We start from the raw sequence: 25,938 nt of genomic DNA on the forward strand, positions 1-25,938 counted from the left end.
GGCATGCCTGAAGCAGGGGGCTTATTGTTGTCATCGGGAGCCTTCGGGAATTCCAGCGGGCGGATGGTCTTTAAACCGAGGGCTGGCTGACTGATACGGTCTGAATAAAAAACTGTATCGAGACAAAATATTGATAAAAGCAACTGTTTGTCAATCGAATACGTCATGCAGAAAGCCTCTCAATGCAACCGCTCACAAGGCACAGGCTACTTTGGTTGCAAGCCACCGCAACCATAGCCATCAGTCTTAAAACCCCGCTAAGTCAACGGCTTAGCGGGGTTTTTGTGTAACTTACACTACGCGTCTACTGCTTCGTACGCAGACGTATAAGGACGGGATGCGGACCGCAATCCGCTACGACAGAGGCCCGACCACCTTCGTCTCAGCGGAGGCCACCTGCAGCGATAAGAATTTCGCCGGTCAGCCAACGAGCGTCATCTGAGGCCAAAAAGACTGCAATCGGTGCTATATCCGATATCTCACCAACGCGTTGAAGTGGTGTCTGAGTAATTACCGTACGTTCCCGATCAGTTGCAACCATATTTGCCGAATGGGTTCCTTCAGTCTTGGTGAGGCCCGGATTAATGGCGTTGACGCGGATTTGTTTCGGACCGAGCTCCTTTGCGAGCGATCCAGTGATCGCATCCACGGCGCCCTTCGTACCAACATAAACAGCGGCATTGGGTGGCGTGACCTGGGAGCATACCGAGCTAATGTTGATAATGCTGCTTCCTTTTCCAAGGTAAGGAACTGCGGCTTGTGTTACTTGGATCAAACCTAAAACGTTTACATTGAATTGGCGGTGGAAATGTTCCGGGGTGATTTCTTCGATCCGGCCAAATTCGTAGATGCCGGAGTTGTTGACCAAAATATCCAGTCTACCAAATGCGCTAATAGCGGCTGCGATGATGGCTTCGGCATCAGTCTTGGACGATACATCGCCTTGTACCGCAAGGGCTTTGCCACCCTTTTCGGTGATGGCAGTAACAACTGCATCTGCTTCGACTTTGCTTGAAGCATAATTGATGATGACTGCAGCACCTGCCGCAGCAAGTGCTTCGGCAATTCCTGAGCCAATTCCCTTAGATGCACCTGTAACGACTGCGACTTTTCCTGCAAGTTTATTCATGAAACATATACCCATCGTAAAAAATAAAGAAAATGCGCTAGTGGGATAATTAAATGCTGAAGGTTATAATATAACCATTTTTGTGCTTGGTCGATTTTCTGCCAAAAGCTGAGTCTCGATATTTAATGGCGGAAAGTAGTAGGAAACCACCAAGATAATGTGTGTATATCGTGAGACGTCGTCCAGATTCCTGAACTCGTATACCGTAATGCACCGCTGCCACTCTCCTTTCCGACCCGAGCCAGAATGTCGAGAGTTTCAGGATCGATCACCACATAAGTCTGGCCGGTCGTTGTGCGAAGCCAGATATTGCCCCCGCCAGCGTCGATATCCCCGTATTTCAGCGTATCTGATACTTTGACCCTGCCAGTTACCTTCCCTGTTTCTGGCGAAATGCGTGCAACGGTTCCATCAGCCTGCTCCTGCACCCATACTGCGTTTTCGCCGGCAACCAGAAATCCTGGATCCCTCCCGACAGGGATCCTTTGCACCAAGGTATTGGTTCTTGGATCAATTTTTTCCAGTTCCCGTCCAGTTGGTGTCGTTGCCCATAGAAATTTCAGGCCGAAAGAGAGATAATATGTATCAGCATCAACCCGAATGACTGAAGAGATACTGTTATCGTGGGGATCAATGCGTGTAATTGAACCGCTTCGGTTACTGGCTACCCATACCGATCCATCTCCGATGACAACATTCGTTTCGCCTCGGGGATTGGCAATGCCCGTGTTGATGACAGCGGATAGTTTTTCGTTTTTCAGGTCAATGCGGTTGAGCGTATTGTCGGCGCAATCGGCGACCCAGAGAGAACCGAAACCCACGGCCATAGCGCCGCATGGATGATGCATTGCCACTTCTGAAAGTTTGCCGTTCCGGGACCAGTGTTCAACTCTTCCCTTGTTTGTTACCCAGACGGTGGCATCATTTATCGCAATAAAGTCTGCAAATCCTGGAACGGATTGCACATGTTCTCTGGGGCTTTCAGAGCGTTGAACCGCACATCCAGCCAAAAGAAAAGCAAAACCAAGCATTGGTATGAAAGACTTTATATGCTGAAATTTACGCATCATCATCGCGATTAACCTTTTACCTGCTATAATATTCGCAAAACATAGATTTATTTTGAATGATATTCTGTTTTGCTATGTGCATCCATCTATTGATGAAGGCACATAGCAGAAATATCCAAGATATTTTCAGAAGTTCACTGTTGCCTCTGCACCGATGACGCGCGGGGCAAGAATGCTTTCCGCATAATAGCGCTCGGTTACGCCAGTGACCTGTTGATTAAGCGTATTGCTTTGGTTGCTCACAGCAGTGATGGCCCTTTGATTAAAAGTATTATTTACGAAAAATGATGCGTTCCATTTGCCTGCGCGATAGCTGATGGAAGCACGGTGGGTAACGTAACTCGGGATGCGGGTTCCATAATCATGAAGGCCCACAGTGGAGTATATGGAGCCTGAATATGCAGCCATCCAGTTGAATCTGACGCTACGGTTGTTGTCGAGCGGGAGAATATATGTTGCCGTTATTGAACCTGAATTCTTCATTGAACCGGGCAGGCGGTCGCCAGCGTAAGCATTCGCGACACCGTTCACAAGATTTGCAACGCCTTCCGTCAGATGAGCGTCAACGTACGCATAGTTGGCAGTAAGGTGCAACTGGCGCGTAATCCGAAGCGATCCGGAAAATTCGAAGCCGTTCGACACAGCTCGCCCGCCGTTCGTGGTGATCCCTACGGCGCCATAAACTGTCTGGCTGGGAACTTGCACGTTGAGCCAGTCGATATGATAGCCATCGATTGAAAAGACGAACCGGTTATGGAAAAGATTTCCTCTGAATCCGAGTTCAATATTACGGGTAGTGTCAGGCTTGTAGCTGATTTCATTAGAAAGAGCGCAGATATTCTGCACTGATGTGTTGAGGGGGAGAATGCAGGGAGCGACCCGATTGTATCCACCGACCCGATATCCCGTGCTATAGGTGAAGTATGTCATCAGTTGAGGGTTGAAGCGATAGGATGCGTTCGCTTTCCAAACGATACCATTTGATCCTGTTCCGCCACCGGCATTGGACAACTTGATGTCTGGGTAGGTCTGATAGAGCGGAAGACCTGATCCGCCGCTATTTGATGCATCATAGTCAAAATATCGAATTCCGCCAGTAATCTGCAGGCCTTTCATCAGATGTAATGTGCCTTCGCTATACAGGGCCCGTTCGGCGGTTTCTGTTTCGACGCGCGATGCATATTCCAGTTCATCAGGCCGGTATACGTTCCCAAAGCCGTTCGCGACGCCCCATTCTGAGAAGCCCGGGACATGCTCGCGGTAGACCGTGTTCGTGTTGAATTTGTTATAAAAACCCCCAACTACCCAGCTAAAGGGACCCTTGTGTGTCGACACAAGCCGTAGTTCCTGATTGAATTGACGATAATCGTCATGTGAGGTGTTCCAAGACGAGAACTGAGGAAAGGCCTGATAGCCATAATCCAGATCGAGCAGCAGATCGGTATTGTCGTATTTTGTATCGATTACCTGATGTGTAAATGCAGTCGTGCTAACGAATTGTGCAATATGGAAAAGGTTGGCGTACACTTCGGCACTGTAAAGGTCACCACTTCTATCGACGGGTTCCAGATAACGCCACGGACCATCCCAGTTGCCCGTATTCATGACACCGGCACCTGTGGCAGAACGACCATCCGTTTTTGTTTCCTGGTGGGCGTAAGTCAGGTACATTTTCAAGTCGTCATTATACTTTAACATCAACTGATTTCGTGTTGTCAGAGTGTGATTGAAGTTCACACCGCTATGCTTGCTGAAGTTTTCATCCCGCTGAGCGGAGCTTCCAAAGCTATTGGGGCCAGCCGGCTGCGGGTTCGAGATACCTGGCTTGCGCAGAACGTAATCATAATCAATGTAGCCCGGGTCATCGTAATATCCCGTAACGGAACGAAATGCGATATGGTCTTTCCAGATGGGCAGATTGATTGTGACGTCTTCATCCCCGCCAGGGGCCGTGGAATGGTACTGACCAAAGACACGGCCATGAACTGAAATGGAATATTTGTTTGTGTTTGGACGATTGGGCATGTAGCGAATGGTTCCGCCCAATGTGCCCAGACCGAAAAGTGTTCCCTGAGGCCCCTGCAGAGATTCAACTCTGTTGATGTCGAGCAGCATGAAGTCGAGATACATCGGAACTTCGCCGATATAGACACCAACGGCATTGTTCTTGAATACGCCGTTGGTACTGGTTCCGCTGGTGGAAATGCCTCGCATGACAATCGTTCCTGCGCCGTTCGGGCCGGAATTGACGACCGTCACGCCCGGCAAAAGTGCGGCGAGAGACTTGATGTCGTCCAGTCGTTCGCTTTTGATCGTTTCGGCACTGATGGCAGTGATATTCGTTGTTGCATTCTGCACGCTCGTGGCGCGTCGGCTCGAGGTAACAACAATCGACTCGTCAGATGCGGCTTCGATCGATTTGGCCTTGCTCGACGCTTGCGTTGTGGGTGCTGGAGTGCTGGCCGTTTTCTGGGCAGCTTTTCCTTTATATGTGTTCGGCTGCTGTTTCTTCGTCTCGGCCTGGGAAGCAGGTTGGGCTGCTGCGGCTCGAGCAGAATTCGAAACTGGGGTTACTGCGCATCCGACGAGGGCGGTGGCGCACAGCAGGCGCAGTTTGTGCGAAGAGATCACTGCCATGTTGGCTCCTTGAAGCATCAGGATAACGCTTTGTATGACTGTGTTCACTCTGAAGGTTTCGTTTTGATATAGATATATGTTGTTTGACGTATCCGCCAGAAATATCGAAGGTTATTCTACCCACGCTGCCTATAAATTTGAGAAGGAACAGACGGCTTTTTTTGGTCATGATATGTCAAAAAAGGTTTGTTCCTGTGCCACGACGTTACAAAGGAATGTACTCATGGATTCATGACGTACTTTATGGTCTTCTGGATCTTGAATTATGGAAATTCTACGTCTTGGTGGAAGGCTGGAACGGGTAAGATCGGTGCCTTTCGCCAGTCGCGCTAAAGAGGGCATTGCCGAGAGAGGCGAAAGCAGCCGTGGTTCCGACTTCGCCAATACCACCGGTATCTTCATGACTGTCGATAATGAATGTACTTATTTCAGGAGATTCATTCATCCTCATCAGTCCAAAATCATGAAAATTACTTTGTTCTATAGCATTGTTTTTGATTGTAATTTTTCCATGAAGAGCTGCAGAAAATCCAAAGAGAATCCCTCCCTCGATTTGCGCGGTTATTCCATTTTTATTGATTGCGACACCACAATCTACAACTGCTGTTACCTTGCGTATTTTTACCGCATATTCTGGCAGAATACAGACCTCTGTTACGATGGCGCAATAAGAACCAAAAGCGTTATGGAGCGCTACTCCCCGTCCATGATTTTCGGGAAGTGGGGCGTTCCAGCCACTTTCGAGCGCAGCTCGTTTTAGGACATTAACCGATCTCGGATTGTCGCCCAGTAATCTTAACCTGTACTCGATGGGATCGATTTTCGCAGTGGCGGCGAGTTCGTCCATGAAGCTTTCGACAACATAGACATTGTGAGCTGGGCCGACCCCTCGCCACCAACCAACAGGCGCGGGAGTATGTGCCCTGACCCAACTGACGCGTCGATGCGGGATGGCGTAAGGAATCTCGACGGCACCTGCGACTGCATCTGTATCAAGTTTTCCGTCAGGCAATCCTCCGGGGGTGAATCGATCCGCAACGGATTGACCAGTGATCTGATGAGACCAGGCGCGTGGGAGGCCGTCCTTACCAAGAGACGCCTTGATTCTGTCAAAATATGCAGGACGAAACAGATCCTGTCGGAGATCTTCTTCCCGGCTCCAGATAAATTTGACGGGCCGGGAAATATGAGATGCGAATTGTACAGCCTGCTCAATGAAATCGGTCGACAACCGACGCCCGAAACTGCCGCCTATCATATGATTGTGGATGGCAATTTTGTCTTCAGGAAGTCCCGTGACTTTGGAAACAGCCTTGCGGGCGCGTGTGGGCACCTGGGTCCCTACCCACACGTCGCAACCATTGGACCGGACGTGGACGGTTGCGTTGAGCGGCTCCATTGGGGCATGTGCAAGGAAGGGAAGCTCATATGTGCTTTCTACGTGTTTTCCGCGCTCAAGCGCAGCGTCGGTCCCCAAATCATTCAGTGCCATAATTTCAGAAACAGATTGCGCAGAATCCTGGAGTATCGTTCTGATATCACTGGAGGAAACAACAGGCCCGCTTCCCTTCATCCAGTTTATTTTCAGTACAGCAAGGCCTTTTCTGGCCGCCCAATAACTGGTCGCAACAACGGCAACATGTGTCGAGATATGGAGTACGTCCAGAACGCCCGGAATTGCCTTCGTAGCCGTGGCATCGAAGCTGTGAACGGTTGCTCCCCAATTGGGAGGTCCAATGACGGCCGCAGTGGCCATTCCGGGGATACGGACGTCAATTCCGAAGACTGCCGTCCCGTTGACCTTTGACGGAATATCGACGCGCAGAGCGGTGTGTCCAATAAGTTTCCATTCGGAAGGTGATTTGAGCGCGATATGGGCAGGGATACGTTGACGCGCGGCAGCGTGCGCAAGGGCGCCATAGGGTGTATGGCGGGTTCCGGCTTTGTCACGTACGGCACTATTTTGTGCAATCAATGTATCCGGGTTTACACCCCACTGTTTGGCTGCTGCTGCGACCAGCATCAGACGTGCGCAGGCCCCGGCCTGCCGGAGAGGAACCCAGGCTTTGCGAACGGAGCGGGACCCTCCTGTCGAGAGGGATTGCAGGATTTCGGGTGCAACATCTGTGACTTCCTGCGGAAGGGCAGTGACGACCCGCACCGCGTCCAGATCGACTTCCAGCTCTTCCGCGATCATCATCGCTTCAGTCGTAAAGATCCCTTGCCCCATCTCGATGTTCGGAACAATCAAAGTGATCAGACCGCCAGGATCAACACGGACAAGGCCGCCTAGCGTGGTGAAAGGGTGTGGATTGTTTTCTCCCACCAAGGTCTCGTCGCCGTAGGCATGGCGTTGGCCTGCGAAAGCCAGCAGCAGGCCTCCCGCAGCGATAAAGCGACGGCGCGAGAGTGGCTTTGTGATGGTATCGATCCGGCGGACAAGGGGCGATGACATCAGAAATGTTCCTCAGGCACAGTCGATTTCAGGGCTGGCAAAGCAGTACGCCTTGGGCGAGGAAGAACTGTAAATCACTCATAAGCGCGGACTGCTTTTTGCTAAAATGCTGCTTCAAGCCGTCTTGGTTGCTGATGCCACGTCGGCAGGTAGCCGCGCGATAACCATGTCCGAGAGTGCTGGTGGGCGTTTGGACGCAGGAACCATGCCGGTTTTCGATGCACTGTAGAGTTTGAGCCATTCCTTGAAATCAGCGAGTTTTTCTATCTCGAGGCTACCCAGAAGCAGCGTCCATTTTCCGGGCATCGAGACCGCTGCGGCACAACCCCGAGCGCATAAAGACATGCATTCGACTGGTTTGACTACAATTCCGGATCCCTCTGCGTTCGCCATCAGAGCATCGTAAAGCTGGCGTCCCGGCACGGGGGCATCGCCGATTTCGGCGGAGGAAAGGCCGCGACGGCATGTTACGCAGACCGTCAGCACGGGCTGGACGATTTGCTCATTTGCGGTGGAGGGGGATGTAGTGTCTGACATGTTCTGCTTTCTCGTGAGGTTCTGTTGATTGCGAAGACATGGTGTGTGGGGAAAAAGCTACACACTATTTTCGGATCACAGCCAGGATATTGCCTGCTTGTGGCGCATTATGTCGATCCGGTTTCGATATGTTTTGATGTTTGACATCAGAATTTTCGGTTTTTGGATCATGCTAAACCGAAATTCCTGCCGTATCGAAAACGGTCCGGGCTGGACCCAGGGCGTTTTCATATCGACGCCAGCGGGCGACAGCATCCCGGTAAATCGGGCGCCGGACCTGTGCCGCACTCGGCGTTGAGACGGGGGACGTGTTCTCGTGGAATGTCAGACAGCTTTCTGACCACTGCAGATTGCAATGTTCCAGAATTTTTTGTGTCGTTTCTTCCTGTTTCTCGACCAGATCTTCATAATTCACTTCGAGAATTCGATTGGGGATCGAAGCCTGCCAGAATTTCATGAGCCGATCGAAGCGGACATAATATTGTGCGATTTCCTCAATGTCATAACTGTACTGGTAATATCGGGAGGTCGTTGCAAACAGGTTTTTGAAATTACTGACCACTGTATCCATGGGGTGGCGTCGCAGACAGACGATGGCGGCGTGTGGAAGGGCGCGTGCGATAAGCCCGGCATATTGAAAATTTCCGGGAAATTTATCGATAAAACGCCTGCCTGTTGACGGAACATGCGATGCAGCGCGTTCCATGTAGGACTTGCCGATATGTCCAAGGTCTTTGTCTGCGGCGTGAAAAAGTGTCTGGGGGTCCAGAACATTGCGGGTTCGCGTCCCTGAAGCTGCTTTGACTGCGAGCGGAAAAGCCTGCAATTCGCCTGCGCTCACCACGTCAGGATGCGAAGAGAGGATACGATCCACAAGGGTCGTTCCGGTTCGCGGCATCCCAATGATGAAGATTGGCGCTTTCCCGGGGGCGTGCGTGACGGGCGCGGAGGCGAACTGGGGCCAACTGGCTTCTATGGCGTCAAATATCTCGGCATCATGAGCAAAATCGTATGAGATCCGGCTGCGGTGCTCCTTGTTGACGTCAAGCAGGCATCTGAAAGAGTCCTGCGCTTCGCCAATATCTTCGAGTTCTTTGGCAAGGGCATATCCGAGTAGAAGACGGGATTCCGGATCTTCTGTTGCGTTCCGGACGGCGCGAAGGCGCGGAACATGGTTGCATTCTGCTGTTTGCCGACGAAGGCCGGCCAGACCGTGATGCGCGCGCGCATTCTGCGGCTCCTGTGCCAGAAGCTTCTCGAAGGCTGTTTCTGATTCTGCTGTTTCTCCCACAAAGCTCAGGGCAATGGCATGGTTATAGCAAAATTGCGCGTTGCCAGGCTGCGCACGGACGGCCGCGGCAAAATGCGGAAGAGATTCAGTGTGGCTTCCCAATCTTGCGTAAGCACATCCCATCGTGTCACGCGTCAATGCATCGACCCTTTCTGCGCTGGCCAGGCAGTGTTCCGCATCATGGAGTGCCGCACGCGCCTCCCGATCCTGACGGACCATGAGCAGACATCGTGCAAGATGGGCGTAATATTCCGCAGAACGCTTTAGTTCTGTTGCCTTGCGGAGCTGGGACAGACCCTCCCGGATATTTCCCAGCATGGCTTCACTGACTCCGAGGAGAAACCGTGCTTCGGCCGATGCAGGATGACGGATCGTTTCAGACAGGGCTACGGACCGCGTGTCCATTGGTCGCCCGGCCTGAAGAAGTGCTCTTGCGCGTTGCAGCCCTGTCATCATGGCACTGACTTCAGAATAGTGACCGGATATCTGTCGGGTAGGGCGATCATTATCAGTATTCCAATTCACTCGGCCGATGTTTTTACGGCGATTGCCGCGGCAGAGGCCCGATTTTCCACGCCAAGTTTTGCAAAAATCTGCTCCAGATGTTTGTTGACCGTTCTGGAGCTGATGCCGAGCACTTCGCTGATATCCCGGTTCGATTTGCCGCGACTGATCCAGAAGAGGACCTGTGCTTCGCGCGTTGTGAGGTTATGGCGTGCGCCGAGGCGTCGTTCTTCCTCTCCAGGGCGGCGTAGCAGAAGGGTAATACCCATTGTGCCGTCCGGCATGGGGCCGGTTGTGATACATTCGAGGCTTCCGCCCTCGATGGTGCTTCCCATGGCGGCATTCAGCTCAACAGTCCTGTGTTTTGGCAAAGGACTGCATTTTACGAGTTCCATGAAAACCTCCCCAAGGGCAGGCGGAAGGAGCGTATTGGGCTGCCATGATACAAAAACCCCGGACAGCAGGGAAGAGGCGGCCGGTGTGTACCACGAGAGGCAGCCATCAGAAGAAACGCCAATCATCGGCCTGTGACAGGCATCGAGCGCCAGACGCAGGGTGCGTGCTTCGATGGCGACGTGCAGATGCGTCTTGATGCGTGCGACCATTTCCTCCAGCGGTCGGGACTTGGAAATGTAATCGATCCCTCCGACCTCCAGCCCCCGCAGAACATTCTGGGTTTCCATATGTTCGGTGCGAAAAATGAATGGAATATGACTGAGGGCAGGGTCGTGCCTGATCCGGGTCGCGACTTCGAAGCCGCCCAGTCCGGCCAGTGCGACTTCCATCACGACCAGATCAGGAGACACGGTCTTGAGGGTGTTGAGCATGGCATTGCCATCAGGTTCGGTCATGGCCGTCATTCCAGCGTGTTCCAGTGCATCGGAAAACAGACGGAGTGACGGGGAGGGGGCATCGGCGACAAGAATACAGGGAAAGCCGGGGGGAGCCGCTCCTTCTGCCTGACCTTTCGCAGGCCTGTCGGTTGAACCCTGATACATTACAATCTCCCTGCTCGAGCGCACACGGATTATAAATCCGCGAGTCTGTTGCGGAACCGATACGGAAAAGAATCTGTCCTGTTAGGGGAAAAACAGATCCGGGAACTGGATGAAACGTGAGAGGCCTGATTTTCAGGCCGGTGTTTTGTGCTCATCTCCGGAAGAAAGCCATGCGCGCCATCCGCCGGTAGAGGTAATGTTTTTGGCAGAGGACAGGGCAGCGCCTTCACATATAAAGCCGGTTTCAAAACTTCCATCGCTGAGCTCAACCTTGCCCAGCCCCAGGGGGGCAGGAATTTGCGTCAGGAAAGATCCAAGTTCGGCGGAAGGCAGCTCCCAGATCTCGACTTCAATGGCACTCCCGCCATCGTCGCATCGCTCAAGTCCGGGACGCATGGGCGGCCCTCCGGGCAGAACATAAAAGCGGTAGCACGGTGCTGTCGTGGTGACTTTGATGAGCCGGCCACCGCGGTCCTGCAATTGCCAGTTGAGCGGCAGGCCGTCGAGATGTGCGCCGCAGACCACGACGCGCGCTTTGTCGTTTTCAGCAATACGCCCCTTCACAGGGGACTCCAGTGTCTGTTCTCCTACGAGAGGCAGACCTGACATCCGCTGGAACGCATCCGCAAGGCTCAGCAGATACTGGTCCGTAAATGCGCGTCCGAAGAGGCTTATCCCCCATGGCAGGCCATTGGACATGAAGGCTGATGGGACGGCAACAGCAGCGTAGTCCAGAAGGTTCATGAAATTCGTATAGACGCCGAGAAGAGAATTCGCCGCGACCGGCTGTTCATGCAGTTCAGCCAGTGTGACGGGCCGGGGCATCGTAGGGGTCAGCACGCAATCCAGCCCGCTCATGATGGCGTCACACCTGGCCTTGAGATGCTGAAGCCTGTACGTCGCGGCGTAAACCTCTACGGCGCTGTAACCGGGGGCTGGCTCAAGAACGTCACGGATGACGGGCAGGATGGCTTTGGGATCGCGTTCCAGCAGGTCGCGGACGACGAAATACCGTTCCGCAACCCAGGGGCCCTCGTAAAGAAGTCTGGCCGCTTCCAGAAAGGGGGAGAGGTCCATGGGCACCGGAATGCCACCCATCGCCTTCAGACGAGCAACAGCCTGAGCGAAAAGAGCGTCTCCTTCGGGACATCCCGCAAAGTCGAGGCTTTGCGGAACGCCGAACCGAAAGCCCGGTCGTACCGCCCCGAATGCCGTGGCCCCATTCCATTGGGGATTTTTTCGACTGTAGTCATCCGCAGGATCGTACTGGGCGATCAGGGAAAACAATGCGCTGGCCTGACTTGCAGATGCGGTCAGAAGTGTCGTGCAGTCCAGTGTTCTGCAGGCGGGAACAACACCATGCGTTGAGATAAGCCCACGGGTGGCTTTGAGCCCGACGAGGTTGTTGTAAGCGGCGGGGATACGGCCGCTTCCTGCGGTGTCGGTTCCAAGGGCGAAGCTTGCGATCCCGAGCGCGACAGCCAGTGCCGAGCCCGAACTGGAGCCCCCGGACGGAAAATCGGGCAGCACACTGTTGCGGCAGGCGCCATAAGGGGACCGGGTGCCGTTCAGGCCCGTTGCGAACTGATCGAGATTGGCCTTGGCGATTGGAATGGCGCCGAGCTCGATGAGGCGCCGAACCACTGTTGCGGTTTCATCGGGAACGTAGGCAAAAGCCGGGCAGGCCGCAGTCGTCGGAATGCCGGCGAGATCAATATTGTCCTTGATAACGAATGGGAGGCCATAGAGCGGGAGGCTTCTGTTTTCCTTCGCTTCCAGATGGTGCAGAAAAGGCTCGGTTTCGGATTCATCGAGGATATGGATGAATGCGCGATAATGCTCATTGATCGCCAGCGCTTTCATGCGTAGTGCAGCGATCAGCTCCCGGGGCGTGAGCGTGTTGTCGCGATACAAGGCCAGCAGCGTCTGCGGGGCGAGGTCAGGCAGAATGGTCAACATCGTCCAGTCCTTCGTCTTTTTGTAAATCAGTCCCAGATGAGTACTTCTGCCGGGGTCGGATTCCACGCGTTGCAGGGGTTATTGAGCTGGGGGCAATTTGAGATCACGACGATCAGATCGACTTCGGCCTTTAGCTCCACATATTTCCTGGGAGCGGAGACGCCATCCGCGAAGACCAGCGTACCGTCCGGCGTGACGGGAACATTCATGAAGAAATTGATGTTTGGTGCCAGATCGCGCTTGGTCAGGCGTCCATCCTGAAGGCAGCCGCAAAGAAAATTGTTACGGCAACTATGCATGTAAAAACGGTCGGTTGCATAACGGACCGTATTGCTCTCCTGCGAGCAGGCTCCGCCAAGCGTGTCGTGCTGTCCGCATGTGTCGGCGGTGATCGTCGCCAGAGGCCCGCCGAGATTGGAGTACAGAACTGTCCCGGTGGTCAGAAACAGTGCCTTCTGCTTGCGGATGGTGCGCTGCACGTCATAGCGCTCGCGGGTGTTGTTGGCATTGTAGAAGAGCGTATCGACCGCCTGATTGCCTTCGAGATCGAGCAGACGGAGAGTCTGGCCTTTCTTTACGTCAAAGACATAGGGTTCACCTGCTCCGATGACATGGCGGGAAATGGCGTCGGCGGGATCGAACGTGCTGGAAATGATGGACATCTCTCAGAATTCCTTACAGGCAGAAGAGTTCTGTGTTGTAGAAGGCACGCCCGTTCTCGGCGCATGACTGGCGGCACGCGGCAGTAATCCCGGCATCACGGACGTCTTCCACGGCAAATTCAATCGGTTTGGGCGCGTAGTGAGAGGACGGATCCATCGGGTGTTGAAGTGCCGTCATGACGATGAGTGTGTCCATCGGCGCATAAAGGTCGACATAGCTCCCGGCCCTGGAATTGTCTGGGACGTAGTTCAGATATCCGCCATCGGCGACCGCGACTTTGCTGAAGAAATTAACGATCATCTGGATGTCCTGCGCATCCAGATCCCATTTCCCCATCTCCACGAGCAGATTTTCGAACCCGTTGCGGTGGAACCCGTTGCGCAAATCCCCAAAGCGGCCTGCGCCGTATTTCTCGCGTGTCTCCTCGGCATTCAGAACGCCGCCAAAACAGTCGTGCCAGCCGCAGGTATCCGCAGTGATGGCGAGCAGGACGCGCCCCATATCTGAGTACAGGCAGTGGCCTTCGGTCACGAATGCCGTGTGCTGCGCCTTGAGCGTGTCAGGAAGATTCAGTCGCTCAGTCAACTGTTTCGCATTCAAGGCCATGAGGGAGAGGTTTCCACCGCCCTCAATATCCGTCAGACGCAGCTTCTGTCCTGCACGCAGGATCAGGGAGCGATGGCTGCCGCCGGGAATGGTTTCCCGATACAGGGTGGGGTTAAGGGTCGGAAATTCAGCCGAATTATTCATGGAGTGACTCCTTAGTCGCTGACGAACGTCATGCCGTCGCCTGCTGATGGCCTAGAGTGCAGATTTGGTACTTTGGAATTTTTGAAGAATAAGCCCTGTCCCGAGGGCGATGATCAGAAATGCTGCGGGGAACGCCACCATGTAAGGCCGTGTTCCGCTCGGATCGAACACTTCCCTGCGGGGCCAGAGCGTATTCAGAAGAAAAAGCGCTCCGCACACCACCGCACACAGGTTGATTAGCGCGCGACGGATATACCCTTTTTGCTCGAAACCAAATGGAGAAGGCGCCTGAGACGTCATCCACTGCCAACGCCGGACCAGAAGCGGCACGGTCACCAGAAGATAGGCGAAATACGTTACCCCCACGGCCGATGACGTAATGGCACTGAAAAGGGATGAATCGCCGTAATTGATTCCGAGGAAAGCGGCGCTGAACACGCCTACGAACACTGTGGCGGCAACCGGCGTTCCTGTGCGGGACGAAACCTGTGCGAGATGCCCGGCTCCGGGGAGAACACCGTCTCGCGCCATTGAAAAGAGAACGCGGGAGGCTGAGGTCTGGATCGCGATGGTTGCTGAAAATACTGAAATGGCGACCGTGGCCAGCAGGATATGCCCAATGGTTCCGGATGTGATGGCATTGATGACGTAGGGTACGCCCACTGTCGCAAGTTCGCCTGAAGACAGCGATGGGGCTGCCATCAAGGTGCCCAGAATGACGAGCCCACCGGCGACGAACGACAGCAGAAGGCAGCGGATAATCGCGCGAGGCGCCGTCCGTGCCGGATCGCGCGTTTCTTCTGAAAGTTCGGCGGCGCTGTCGAAGCCATACATGACGTAGACGGCCATAAGCATCGAAGCCAGAAAGGCGCCCGAGGATGACATTCCTGGTGACATATGGGTCGTGTCAACGGTAACAGCCAGGCCGCGGCGGGTATTGAAGAAAAGTGCTACGATCAGCACGCATAATCCGGCGATTTCAGCATAAACTCCGGTCACCGTGACGAATGCTGAAATACGCACGCCTGCGCATGAGATGATCGTGCTGGCCAGAATGGTCGCCGTACCCAGAATGACCGCGTTTTCAGCGCCCGTCAGCGTCGTCACGTTCGGGTCTCCGCCAATGACCTGAAATCCATCCCACAGGCTGGGAAGAATAGATTGCATGGCAATGGCAATGGCGGACACGCTGATGATATAGCCGATCAGCGTCAGCCATCCGGCGAGCCATCCCACGTTCCGGACCGCCAGTCGTGACGACCACTGGTAAATGGCCCCTGCAACCGGGATATGCGCAGCGATTTCTGCAAAACAGAGCGCTACGCAAAACTGTCCGAGGAAAACGAGTGGCCATGTCCAGAAAAATGCGGGGCCACCAAAAGAATAGCCGAGCGGAAACATCTCAAACACTGTCGTCAGAACCGAGACGAACGAAAAGCCGGCGGCAAAGGATGCAAAAGGCCCGAGATCCCGCCGCAGCTCCTGCTGATAACCGAGGAGTGCGAGACGTTCGCTATCCGGTTTCGGGCGGAGCGACAGCGGAGGCGTTTCCCCGTAGACCGTGCCGTCGGGGCTCACGGTGTTACACACATCGTAAGCGGACAGGCGCTCTGGCCTCGCCGGGGGCTCGTCTTTGCGAGAAGACATGTATGGTGTGTCATCGTCATTCTTCTCCGGCCTAATCAGACGGAGATGGCGCACACATCACGACAGATATGCGACGCCATTTCCGGCATCTCAATATCTCCCGGGCTTTTGTCCCGCCGTGTAACCTCGAAACCGAGGCCGCGCGCTCTCGGACCAGACATTCAGAGAACTGAATCGGAACCCTAGCGGCTTTCCAATTTTTATATCGAACACGATACGGGTTTACAACAATAAAGATTCCGTTCCCGGACTGATTTCAATCTTTCCCAGCAATGTGATGCATGAAATTTTCCTTGACCCGTTTTTGTATCGGAAGGAGATTGAAATTAATGGCGCGCTAGGGTTCCGCCCCAACTGATGTTGGGAGACTGGTCCGAGAGCACGCGACCTCGGCTTCGAGGTTACACGGCGGGATAAAAGCCCGGGAGATAATGCTGTGGTGGCCCGGAAGGCGGCCCGGCTTATGTGTAATCGGAGTGCAGGACCATGATGAATACTTCTTCCACCATCTCTCTGCAGTCTGGATTTCCGCGCTATGTTTGATCGCGTCCTTATTGCCAACCGCGGTGCAATTGCGTGCAGAATCATCAGAACATTAAGAAAAATGGGGATCAGTCCGGTCGCGGTTTATGCCGAGGCGGATGCAGCAAGTCTGCACGTTCGTGATGCGGATATCGCTGTGTCGCTCGGTGAAGGGGGGCCTTCCCAAACATATCTGAATGCGAAACGAATTATCGAGATCGCAAAGGAAACGGGAGCTCAGGCCATCCATCCAGGATACGGCTTCCTGTCAGAAAATGTTGGATTCGCCGAGGCATGTCACGCCGCAGGGATCAGTTTTATCGGCCCTGAGCCTGCCCAGCTTCGGGCGTTCGGACTGAAACACGAGGCCAGGGCGCTGGCTGCAGCCAAAGGTGTGCCGCTCCTCGAAGGATCGGTGCTGCTGCAGAATCTGCCGGATGCGCAGGCTGCCGCGGGAAAAGTTGGCTATCCGATCATGCTCAAGAGCACGGCCGGGGGCGGCGGTATCGGCATGCGTGTCTGCAAGACCGAAGCGGAACTCGTCGGAATATTCGATACAGTGCGTCAGCTGGGGGAAAATAACTTCAGCGATTCTGGCGTTTTTATCGAGAAATATATCGAACATGCACGCCATCTCGAAGTTCAGGTTTTCGGGGACGGTCGGGGAGAGGTAGTTTCCCTTGGTGTCAGGGATTGTTCAGTTCAGCGGCGTAACCAGAAGGTTATTGAGGAGACGCCCGCTCCGGGGCTGCCGGACGGAATGGGCGACGCTCTTTGCGAAGCGGCGGTCCGGCTCAGCAAGGCGGTCAACTACCGAAGTGCGGGTACGGTGGAGTTTGTTTATGACGCTGCGTCGAAAGATTTCTATTTTCTGGAGGTCAATACCCGTCTTCAGGTCGAGCACGGCGTTACGGAGGAAGTCTGGGGTGTTGATCTCGTCCGCTGGATGATTGAACTGGCGGCCGGAACCCTTGCTCCTCTTCATTCGCTTGTCGCAGCGCTCACGCCTTCTGGCCATGCGATCGAGGCGCGGATTTACGCTGAAGATCCGGGAAAGAATTTTCAGCCATCCCCCGGTCTTCTGACTGAAGTCAGTTTCCCAGTTACGGACGATAATGGTCTGCGGGTCGATACCTGGCTTGAAGCGGGCGCCGAGATTTCACCGTTTTTTGATCCCATGATTGCCAAAGTCATCGCCCATGCGCCAACCCGCGAGCAGGCGATTGCAAGGCTTGATACCGTGCTGACAGACATGCGCTTGTATGGTGTCGAGACAAACCAGAATTATTTGCGGCAAATCCTGTTCGACGCTCCCTTTGCCTCCGGCGCCCCCTGGACCCGCTGTCTCGAACAGCTTGTCTATCGCGCTTCGACGATTGATGTTCTCTCAGGCGGAACCCAGACAACGATCCAGGATTTTCCCGGAAGGTTGGGATACTGGGCCGTCGGCGTTCCTCCCTCGGGCCCGATGGATAGTCGTGCTTTTCGCCTTGGCAATGCGTTGCTTGGCAATCCTCCGGATGTGGCCGGTCTTGAAATTATCATGACTGGCCCGACCCTGAGGTTCAACACTGATACTTTTGCCGTGGTGACAGGCGCGGATATCCCGATCAATCTCGACGGTGCTTCCCGCGAGATGGACGCGGTCTTCCGCATCCGTTCGGGTGAGACGCTCCAACTGGGGACAACGCGAAACGGTGCACGGTCGATGCTGTGTCTGAGTGGCGGAATTGATGTGCCGCTGTATCTCGGGAGCCGTTCCACATTTACGCTTGGAAAATTCGGCGGTCACGCAGGTCGTCCCCTGCTGGCAGGAGATGTGCTCCACATCGAAGCCTGCAATGAAGCGCCGGAAGGACGGGTCCTTGCGCCTGAGCTGAGGATGAAGCTGGGTGACATACGCACGATTCGTGTCATCTATGGACCGCACGGGGCGCCGGAATATTTCACTCCAGCCTATATCGACCGTTTCTTCGAAGCCGAGTGGGAGGTTCATTTCAATTCGAACCGCACAGGTATCCGCCTGATTGGCCCAAGGCCGGAATGGGTCCGTGACAGCGGAGGTGAGGCGGGGCTTCATCCGTCCAATATCCATGACAACCCGTATGCGGTTGGCGCAGTCGATTTTACAGGTGACATGCCTGTCATTCTTGGCCCTGACGGTCCAAGTCTTGGCGGGTTTGTCTGTCCAGCAACAGTGATCGAAGCAGATCTGTGGCAGTTGGGTCAGCTCAGGGCGGGTGACCGGATCAGATTTATTCCCGTTACGGTGAAAACGGCACGTGACATCGCTCGTGCACAGAACGCAGAAATAACGTCGCTGTCGTCTGTGTCCGTGAACTGGTCCTGCTGCGGTGCTCTGCAGTCTCCGATTGTCCTTGATATAGGGGAGGGGAGTGAGCGCCTGGTCGGCCGTCTGGCTGGCGATACATATCTTCTTCTGGAAATTGGCGAAGCCAAGCTCGATATTGCTCTGCGATTCCGCGTTCATGCTCTTATGGAAGCTATAGAGCGAGCGCGGCCGGCGGGGATCATTGATCTCACGCCAGGCATACGATCGCTTCAGATACACTTTGCGCCAGATTCTCTACCTCTTTCAGAGGTTCTGGCCTATCTCTCAAGCCTCTGGCGCGAGGTGACGGCACAGAGAGACATCCGTGTGCCTTCCCGAACCGTGTATCTTCCCCTGTCTTGGGACGATCCTGCGTGTAGGCTGGCGATCGAAAAATATATGACTACGGTTCGGCCGGATGCTCCGTGGTGCCCCAGTAACATTGAGTTTATCCGTCGGATCAACGGACAGCACTCCATCCAAGACGTGCGGAATATCGTGTTTGATGCGCGCTATCTCGTTATGGGGCTTGGGGACGTCTATTTGGGCGCTCCGGTCGCGACACCACTGGATCCCAGGCAACGGCTGGTAACGACAAAGTACAATCCTGCACGGACATGGACTGCAGAAAACTCTGTCGGCATCGGGGGAGCGTATCTCTGTGTGTATGGAATGGAAGGTCCGGGCGGTTATCAGTTTGTAGGGCGCACTCTACAGATGTGGGCACGATATACGCTGCCAAAGGCCTTTGAAGGAAAACCATGGCTGCTGAGATTTTTTGATCAGCTGCGTTTTTTTCCAGTGTCTGCGGAGACTCTGGAAACAATCCGTCGTGACTTTCCGATTGGACGATATGATCTCCAGGTAAAAGAAGGTGAGCTGTCTCTGTCTGAATATGAGGATTTTCTCGCGCGTGAGGCTGGAGAAATCGCATCTTTCCGTACCAAGCAGGCAAAGGCTTTCGAAGCAGAGCGTCGTTACTGGATCGAAGCCGGGCTTGATCATTTCGAAACTCTTGAAACATCCGACGCGCCTGAAGAAGAAGCTCCTCTGGCAGCAGACGAAGTCGCAATCGAGAGCTATGTCGCGGGAAATGTCTGGAAAGTGCTCGTAGAAATCGGAGACCGTGTTGAGGCCGGGCAAACCGTTATGGTTCTGGAATCCATGAAAATCGAGATCTCGGTACAGTCTCCGTCTGAGGGTATTATCCGTGAGATAAGGGCATCACCTGGGAAGCCCGTCCGTGCGGGGCAGGCCGTTATGGTCCTGGCTGATATCTGATCGGGGAAATGCTCGAGGACACGTGAATTGGCCTCTGCGGCAAGCATTAGGGCGCAGGATGCAAGCCGGGAAAAACGCAATTTAGAGTCTCACAATAGGGTGTTCCGGGAAATTATACGTCGATTGACGTAATGACCTAGAACACATCTTTCTGCTTAACTTCGAATCGATCTGTATCCGTACCAACTTGGTTGACTGTCTCTAGGAGATGATAATGGACGGAATTCGCGTTGGAAACCGAGTAATCGGAAGGCAGGCCCCCGTTACAATCGGGTGGGAAAATATTCCCAGAGTTGAAGGCGGTCCTGTGAAGCGGGCTTTCTTCACGTATTTTCAGCCGACCGTGCTCTTCGCACTGATTTTGTTCTGGTATTATGCTCCCAATTCGATTGCAAAAGCTTCGACTGCAATCTGGATTTCTGTAGGTTTTAAGGCTCTCCTTCTTTGTCTGGAGTGGATCAATCCACGCTACAGGAGTTGGCAGCTGACGTGGAAAGAGCTGGTGACAGATCTTTTCTATGTCGGCATGGGATACACCCTGGTTCGATATATCAATATTTATGTCGGTAGCGATGCGGTGGCTGATTACGTCCAAGGCTATTTCCATCTTGGAAAGCTGGATTGGTTTATGGGGCTTCCCTTGCTCGTGCAGGCATTTTTATTATCGTTTATTTTTGATTTCGGTCAGTACTGGATGCACAGGGGAATGCACAACTGGTATCCGCTCTGGCTGCCCCACTCTGTTCATCATTATGTAACACAGCTTAACGTCAATAAGGGCGCAGTGGGTAACCCTCTTGAACTGTTCCTGATTGGGCTGGGAATGGATGGTTTTTTCGATTTCGTTCCGCGCGCTGTTTTGCTTGCTGGCGCGATGACGATGGCAATCTCTATCTATCAGCACATCAATGTCCGGTTTAATACTCCGAAATGGTGGAGATATCTGTTCAATACGGTTGAACACCACAGTCTGCATCATTCGCGTGATTTCGAAGCAAGTCGCAGTAATTTTTCCAACACCTATATTTTTATTGATCGTATTTTCGGGACATGTGTGGATGGAGAGGCAGAGCTTCTGGGGATGGAAGGGGGTCGTCGCATGTCTGTGCGCGAACAGCTGACATATCCATATCTTCAAGCCTTTAAAACCATCAGGAAGAAATTCAGGAAACGTTTTGGGACACAGGCGGTGCGGGCTCGCAGTCAATAAGGTGTCTTGATTGCTACAGGAAACGGTCGTTTCAGAAAGGCGATGCAATTGAACTTACGTTTTTTAGACTGGATCTGGCATGTTAAAGGCAGCCTGCCGCTCGCTCCTGAAGTATCAACTGATCAGGCTTTTGAAAAACTTGACGCCCTTTTGCAGGTTCCAGGAACGACATATACACGAGATCAGGACAGGTTAATTTTCCAGAAAAAAAATCAACCTGCTCAAGACAAAATGTCGATTTTCGATTCTGGCGTTCTGCAGGTTAAAGAAGCCAGCCAGGGGAAGAGGCTGTATTATAACCTTGTAAGCAAAACGTTATTGTTCTGCTTCTTGGCCCCTGCTTTGTTTTTCGGGTTCGGGAAGGTTTTCGAGTTCACCAAAGAATATCGGGCAGCGGCTTATTCTGCTGCGGCGATCCATACGCATCCCAAAGGGGGGGGGATGGGGCGTCGCAGAAAAAAGACGCAGTAGTGCCCATGAATTTCATTGATAAATTTCTTGGTGTGCCTGAGCCGGATAAGAAAGATGATTCTGAAAATAGTGATCAAGAAAAGATAAACAAAAAACTATCTCCCAAGCCTGCTTATATTTTTTGTGCTATGTTTGTATCCCTTTATGTCATTGGGCGTATACTTGAGCAATTTTTGATAAGGCGAGAATTATCGAGAATAATAGGTGTTGGTTCCATTTCCGGTTTCTAATATTATTGTTTTGGCTTCAATGATTTCCGCTGCATTTGTGGTTCATTTTATTTTGCAATTTTCATGACTTCAATGCTTCCCGGAAAGTTCGAATTTCAGGAAATCTACGTCGGCGAAAGGCCCTAAATTCTTCACCTTTCTGGCCCGGAAAATGAATCGCAACTGTAGTGCTAAGGCTATCCGGTTCCCAGATGTTTAACAAAGCAGCTTATAAGCAGAAGTTTCTTTGGTTGTGTGCCCCTGAAACCATAACAATACAAAAAATACTTTGCTTCCTTCGTTGGATAGTTGCAACTTTAGATATTGAAACTTGGCCTTACGGCTTCATGCACGCTGAAGCGTTATGGTGTACTGGACCATGTAGTTTACGATATGGCACCCAGAGACTGAGAAGGGCCGTGGGCAACATATGCCCGCATGGATACGTTGCGGTCCGCCAGAAACGCTGACCGGGCCATGCCTCAGCATTCCGGCCCTGACGTTTCGGGCATGGTACTAGCATCGCTTTGGAACGCAGGCATGAGAGGCACTCGGGCTCATTCGGCTGACATGATCGATTTTAGGGAGCTCAGGGAAAAGCAGGTTGTCGTAATCGGAACTGGAGCTGCTGCGATGGACAATGCAGCGACTGCTCTGGAGCAGGGCGCGGCACGGGTCGATATCCTGATCAGACGAAAAGATATTCCACGGGTTAACAAGTTTACCGGAATTGGTAGCCAGGGTGTCGTACAGGGATTCGTCAATCTGCCGGATGAATGGAAGTGGCGTTTTCTCGGTGGCACGCTTTCGGCTCAGACGCCTCCGCCGCGACCCAGCGTTCTGCGTGTGTCGCAGTACCCGAATGCCTTTTTCCATCTGGACTGTCAGATCGAGGAAATCGCTGTCGAAGGTGAGGGGCTTGAATTGACGACGTCACGCGGCGTGCTCAAGACGGATTTTATCATTGCTGCGACCGGCTTCAATGTTGATCTTTCAAAGCGTCCGGAACTCCAGGTCTTTTCCGACAGAATACGGTTTTGGAAGGATCGTTTTGTGCCCGCGCCTGACAATTGCAGGAATGGAGTCATCAACAGCGAACTTGCCAATTCGCCTGATCTTGGGTCTGCATTTGAATTTCAGCCCAAAGTCGATGTCATCTGTCCTGATCTGCGGAATATTCACTGCTTCTGCTTTCCCGCAACCCGTGTCCCACGGAAAGGTCAGTGGAGACATTCCGGCCATCAGTGATGGCGCGGATCGGCTGGTGAAAGGAATAGTGAGCCATTTCTTCACTGAGGACTGCGATATTCATTTCCAGAATCTGGAGCAGTTTGAAACCCCGGAACTTCTGGGCGATGAGTGGCACGATACACCGGTGTCGTGACGGCGTAAGCGGGTGACTGAATTTGAGGTACAAAAAGACGCTCAATGGCTCTTTTGCGTGAGCTACGCAAAAGAGCAAAGCTGCTTGTTACCGGATCGTAGCGCTATAATTTGTGAAAGCATACATAAAGATCCATCTGTGACCTCAAGTCGATAAAGACATTTTCGGCGCCAGATGGATTGATGTTTTTCTTGATTTTGACTGAAGCTTGTATCCTTTTTGCCACCATTCATGACGGCCTATAAAGGCATCTTTACCGCATGGATAAAGCGCTCTTTTTTGCTGCTTTAAGGCTTCCTTGTGTGATTTTCTTCGCCTTGCGACGCTCAAGACGTTCTTTCATGGCCATTTTTTCATAGCGTATCCGCTGTCGGATCCAGTTCAGCATGCCAGATGCTGTCAGGACTGCGATTCCAACGAACGTCCAACGATCAATTGGCTGACGAAAAACAAGGTAGCTCAATGCGACACCCCACGCCATCTGACTGTACTGAGGCAGAGCGACCCGATTTGCCGGAGCCCGTGCGGTTGCAAGCATCATGCACAGCTGCCCCAAGGCAGTAAGGAAGCCATATCCAAACAGGTAAACCCAGATGCGTGTATGAGCTGGCCATGTGGCATGGGCGATCATCAGAAGACCGTTTCCAACCAGCGCTCCCATCAGGCTGGAGCCAAAAAGAGATAGCCGTACGGTTTCCTTGCCAGCAAGACGATAGGCAATCACGCTTCCTGCGTTCGCACAGGCTGCCAGAAACGCACAGAGATGCCCCAGATTGAGAGGGCGCATTCCAGGACGCAAGACAATGAGGACTCCGGCAAAACCAAGAGCGACAGCCAGCCAAGCCCAAAACGTCACCTTTTCCTTGAGGAATACGACCGAAAGGATCGTGACAAACAACGGCATCAGGAAGGTGATTGACAGCGCCTCTGGCATTGAAAGCAGCATGAAGGCTTCCACGCTCGCAGCGGTGGCAACAAAAACGCACACTGCGCGCAGCAACCACATTCCGCGGAATTTCGGGCGGACGATGTCCAGATAGGATTCATGTGGCTTGCGAATGAAAGGAAGAATCAGGCAACCAAAGACCCCGCCAAAGAATGCCACTTCAAAAGGGTCAAGACTCCCGTCGAGCAGTTTGGAAAAGGCGTCACTGATGGCGAACGCTGCATAAGCTCCGAAGGCCAAGGCCATTCCGGAGAAGAGGGTTTTGGTGTCCATGAGACGCGGAACTCTGATGGGAGAGAGGGAAATTATACGAAAAATACCGGGGCACTGTATGAATGAAAGTGGGAATGAACAGTCCTGAATAAGAGCCCGATAATTTGGTGAGGCTTCTTAGAGGAGGTGTTGCAGAAATTCAAACCCATTTTGGTCGGTAAACCGCTTTATTATATTACCAAATATCTATCATATGATAATATAAAGTTATATATCACAATAATGAGGTGAAAATCATTCTCTGCTGATTTGAAGGGGGAATCTGCTTCAGAATTTGTAAGAAGGCTGAAGATGAGAGATCTGGAGGGTTCGAAAAACCCCTAACTCTGAACTATTGACTGTGATTCTGTTCCTGGTGGGAGAATGGATGATGAAGCAGCCGGGTTTCTTTGATGTTGAAAAGCGTCTTGCTCGGCTGAGTGGGCTTGGTGGTCAACTCGAAGCCTTTTCCCGGACTGTAGATTTTGAAGTGTTCCGCCATGATCTGGAAAAGGCACTGGCCTATTCAGACGGGAGCAAAGGCGGGCGCCAGCCGCTTGATTCTGTGTTGATGTTCAAGGTCCTGATGATCCAGACGCTGAACAACCTGTCCGATGAACGGACGGAATATCTGATCATGATTGTCTCTCCTTCATGCGCTTTTTAGGTCTGGGGCTGTCGGACCGTGTGCCTGGTGCCAAAATGGTGTGGCTGTTTCGTGAGCATCTGATCCAGGCTGGTGCGATTGATGGTCTGTTCAATTGCTTTGACGTGATCCTGCAGAATGCGGGTTATCTGCCGATGTCAGGCCAGATCCTGGACACGACATTGGTAGAGGCTCCAAAGCAGCGCAATACCAACGATGAAAAGACGGATCTGCGGGCAGGACGGATCCCACAGGACTGGCAGGACAAGCCTGTAAAGCTTTCTCACAAAGATCATCATGCACGCTGAACTCTGAAGTTTACCGAGGCCAGACGGCAGAATGACGTGACGATCTCCGCAACGGACTCGCCATCCTGTTTTTTGGCTACAAGTCGCATATTTCCATCGACCGGAAATTTCAGCTGATCCGAAAATGGAAGACGATGGATGCTGCCGCCAGTAATGGCGCTAGACTGCGCGAAGACCTGCTAGATAAAACTAAATACGGCCTCAACGGTCTGGGCCGACATAGCCTATCTCTCAAAGGCCAATGAAGAGTTCATGGAGAAGCAGGGCTTTGTCTCGAAGCTTTACAGGAAAAAGCCGCATCTCAAGCCTATGGCCCAGCATATCCAAAAGTCCAACGCAGGCAAATCCGTTATCTGCTCGCGTGTCGAGCATGTCTTTGCTGATCAAAAATCACAGATGGGATTGTTCATCCGAACAGTTGGTATCGTTCGAGCCACAATAAGTATCGGGCTGGTCAATATTGTCTATAATATGCGCCGCTTTCTCCTCTTGGAGCATATTAATGCCGCTGCATAGCAATCCAGAGCATGCAACCCTCTCTGCTCAAAACGCAAAGCGAAAATTAGGACCAGGAAACAGAAGTTAATATGCCAAAAACCTGAAATCAGGCGCAAGGGGAATCAGCCAATGGTTTGTCGAACTCTCCATCTGCCGATCCACGAAATTTTGATTGTTAGTTCATTCCTCAAAGGTCGTAAGTCTTTCCGGAAGACAGGCTTACAACGCTCCAAGGACTG

Annotated in this window: 17 protein-coding genes, 1 pseudogene and 2 riboswitches; of the genes and pseudogenes, 6 read left to right on the forward strand and 12 right to left on the reverse strand. The window is 52.8% G+C overall.

Going from position 1 to position 25,938, the window contains the following annotated elements; genetic code table 11:
- Positions 1–382: 382 nt before the first annotated feature.
- The 11 genes from GRO01_RS00005 to GRO01_RS00055 all read right to left on the reverse strand — a co-directional run bounded on the left by GRO01_RS00005 (position 383) and on the right by GRO01_RS00055 (position 15,640).
- The gene (locus GRO01_RS00005) at positions 383–1,129 is read right to left on the reverse strand and encodes a glucose 1-dehydrogenase (protein ID WP_062506916.1); all 747 of its coding nucleotides are present in this window, start codon (positions 1,127–1,129) and stop codon (positions 383–385) included.
- Between the two features lie 122 nt (positions 1,130–1,251).
- Entirely contained in the window at positions 1,252–2,202 is a 951-nt protein-coding gene (locus GRO01_RS00010; protein WP_231490000.1) for a Vgb family protein, read from the reverse strand.
- A gap of 123 nt (positions 2,203–2,325) precedes the next feature.
- Positions 2,326–4,836, reverse strand: a complete 2,511-nt coding sequence (locus GRO01_RS00015; RefSeq protein WP_062506918.1) for a TonB-dependent receptor — start codon at positions 4,834–4,836, stop codon at positions 2,326–2,328.
- A 274-nt stretch (positions 4,837–5,110) separates the two neighbouring features.
- Positions 5,111–7,291, reverse strand: a complete 2,181-nt coding sequence (locus GRO01_RS00020) for a xanthine dehydrogenase family protein molybdopterin-binding subunit (RefSeq protein ID WP_062506920.1) — start codon at positions 7,289–7,291, stop codon at positions 5,111–5,113.
- Positions 7,292–7,405: 114 nt separating this feature from the next.
- Positions 7,406–7,828: a DUF1636 family protein gene (locus GRO01_RS00025; protein WP_062506921.1), complete on the reverse strand. Its 423-nt coding sequence runs from the start codon at positions 7,826–7,828 to the stop codon at positions 7,406–7,408.
- Between the two features lie 172 nt (positions 7,829–8,000).
- Positions 8,001–9,575, reverse strand: a complete 1,575-nt coding sequence (locus GRO01_RS00030) for a sulfotransferase (RefSeq protein WP_338085192.1) — start codon at positions 9,573–9,575, stop codon at positions 8,001–8,003.
- Between the two features lie 65 nt (positions 9,576–9,640).
- On the reverse strand, positions 9,641–10,621 hold the full coding sequence (locus tag GRO01_RS00035) for a response regulator transcription factor (RefSeq protein WP_083541157.1): 981 nt from the start codon (positions 10,619–10,621) through the stop codon (positions 9,641–9,643).
- 132 nt (positions 10,622–10,753) lie between these two features.
- Positions 10,754–12,580, reverse strand: coding sequence for an allophanate hydrolase (atzF, locus tag GRO01_RS00040; protein WP_062506922.1), 1,827 nt, complete (start codon positions 12,578–12,580; stop codon positions 10,754–10,756).
- Positions 12,581–12,606: 26 nt separating this feature from the next.
- Complete coding sequence (locus tag GRO01_RS00045; protein WP_062506924.1) at positions 12,607–13,242, reverse strand: urea amidolyase associated protein UAAP2; 636 nt, start codon at positions 13,240–13,242, stop codon at positions 12,607–12,609.
- A 13-nt stretch (positions 13,243–13,255) separates the two neighbouring features.
- Positions 13,256–13,993, reverse strand: coding sequence for an urea amidolyase associated protein UAAP1 (locus GRO01_RS00050; protein WP_062506925.1), 738 nt, complete (start codon positions 13,991–13,993; stop codon positions 13,256–13,258).
- Positions 13,994–14,044: 51 nt separating this feature from the next.
- Positions 14,045–15,640, reverse strand: a complete 1,596-nt coding sequence (locus tag GRO01_RS00055) for an amino acid permease (protein ID WP_083541159.1) — start codon at positions 15,638–15,640, stop codon at positions 14,045–14,047.
- A 95-nt stretch (positions 15,641–15,735) separates the two neighbouring features.
- A riboswitch (guanidine-I (ykkC/yxkD leader) is annotated at positions 15,736–15,836 on the reverse strand.
- 130 nt (positions 15,837–15,966) lie between these two features.
- Positions 15,967–16,070, forward strand: a riboswitch (guanidine-I (ykkC/yxkD leader).
- Positions 16,071–16,175: 105 nt separating this feature from the next.
- Between GRO01_RS00055 and uca the strand changes: the two genes are divergently transcribed.
- The 5 genes from uca to GRO01_RS00075 all read left to right on the forward strand — a co-directional run bounded on the left by uca (position 16,176) and on the right by GRO01_RS00075 (position 22,913).
- Positions 16,176–19,775 carry an urea carboxylase gene (gene uca / locus GRO01_RS00060; RefSeq protein WP_062506907.1) on the forward strand — a complete coding sequence of 1,200 codons (3,600 nt, stop codon included), beginning with the start codon at positions 16,176–16,178 and terminating at the stop codon, positions 19,773–19,775.
- 214 nt (positions 19,776–19,989) lie between these two features.
- Positions 19,990–20,985 (forward strand): sterol desaturase family protein, encoded by a 996-nt coding sequence (locus GRO01_RS00065; protein WP_062506909.1) that lies wholly within the window; start codon positions 19,990–19,992, stop codon positions 20,983–20,985.
- A 6-nt stretch (positions 20,986–20,991) separates the two neighbouring features.
- Complete coding sequence (locus GRO01_RS13445; RefSeq protein WP_244926357.1) at positions 20,992–21,456, forward strand: hypothetical protein; 465 nt, start codon at positions 20,992–20,994, stop codon at positions 21,454–21,456.
- A 5-nt stretch (positions 21,457–21,461) separates the two neighbouring features.
- The gene (locus GRO01_RS13450) at positions 21,462–21,686 is read left to right on the forward strand and encodes a hypothetical protein (RefSeq protein WP_231489995.1); all 225 of its coding nucleotides are present in this window, start codon (positions 21,462–21,464) and stop codon (positions 21,684–21,686) included.
- Positions 21,687–22,205: 519 nt separating this feature from the next.
- Positions 22,206–22,913, forward strand: a complete 708-nt coding sequence (locus tag GRO01_RS00075; RefSeq protein WP_141306691.1) for an NAD(P)/FAD-dependent oxidoreductase — start codon at positions 22,206–22,208, stop codon at positions 22,911–22,913.
- Positions 22,914–23,302: 389 nt separating this feature from the next.
- Here GRO01_RS00075 and GRO01_RS00080 read toward each other — a convergent pair whose 3' ends face one another.
- Positions 23,303–24,268 carry a DMT family transporter gene (locus GRO01_RS00080; protein ID WP_231489998.1) on the reverse strand — a complete coding sequence of 322 codons (966 nt, stop codon included), beginning with the start codon at positions 24,266–24,268 and terminating at the stop codon, positions 23,303–23,305.
- A gap of 367 nt (positions 24,269–24,635) precedes the next feature.
- Between GRO01_RS00080 and GRO01_RS00085 the strand changes: the two are divergent.
- Positions 24,636–25,717 (forward strand): annotated as a pseudogene (locus GRO01_RS00085) (IS5 family transposase).
- The last annotated feature ends 221 nt before the right edge of the window (positions 25,718–25,938 follow it).

This window comes from Gluconobacter roseus NBRC 3990, assembly GCF_006538885.1.
GTDB classification, from domain to species: Bacteria; Pseudomonadota; Alphaproteobacteria; order Acetobacterales; family Acetobacteraceae; genus Gluconobacter; species Gluconobacter roseus.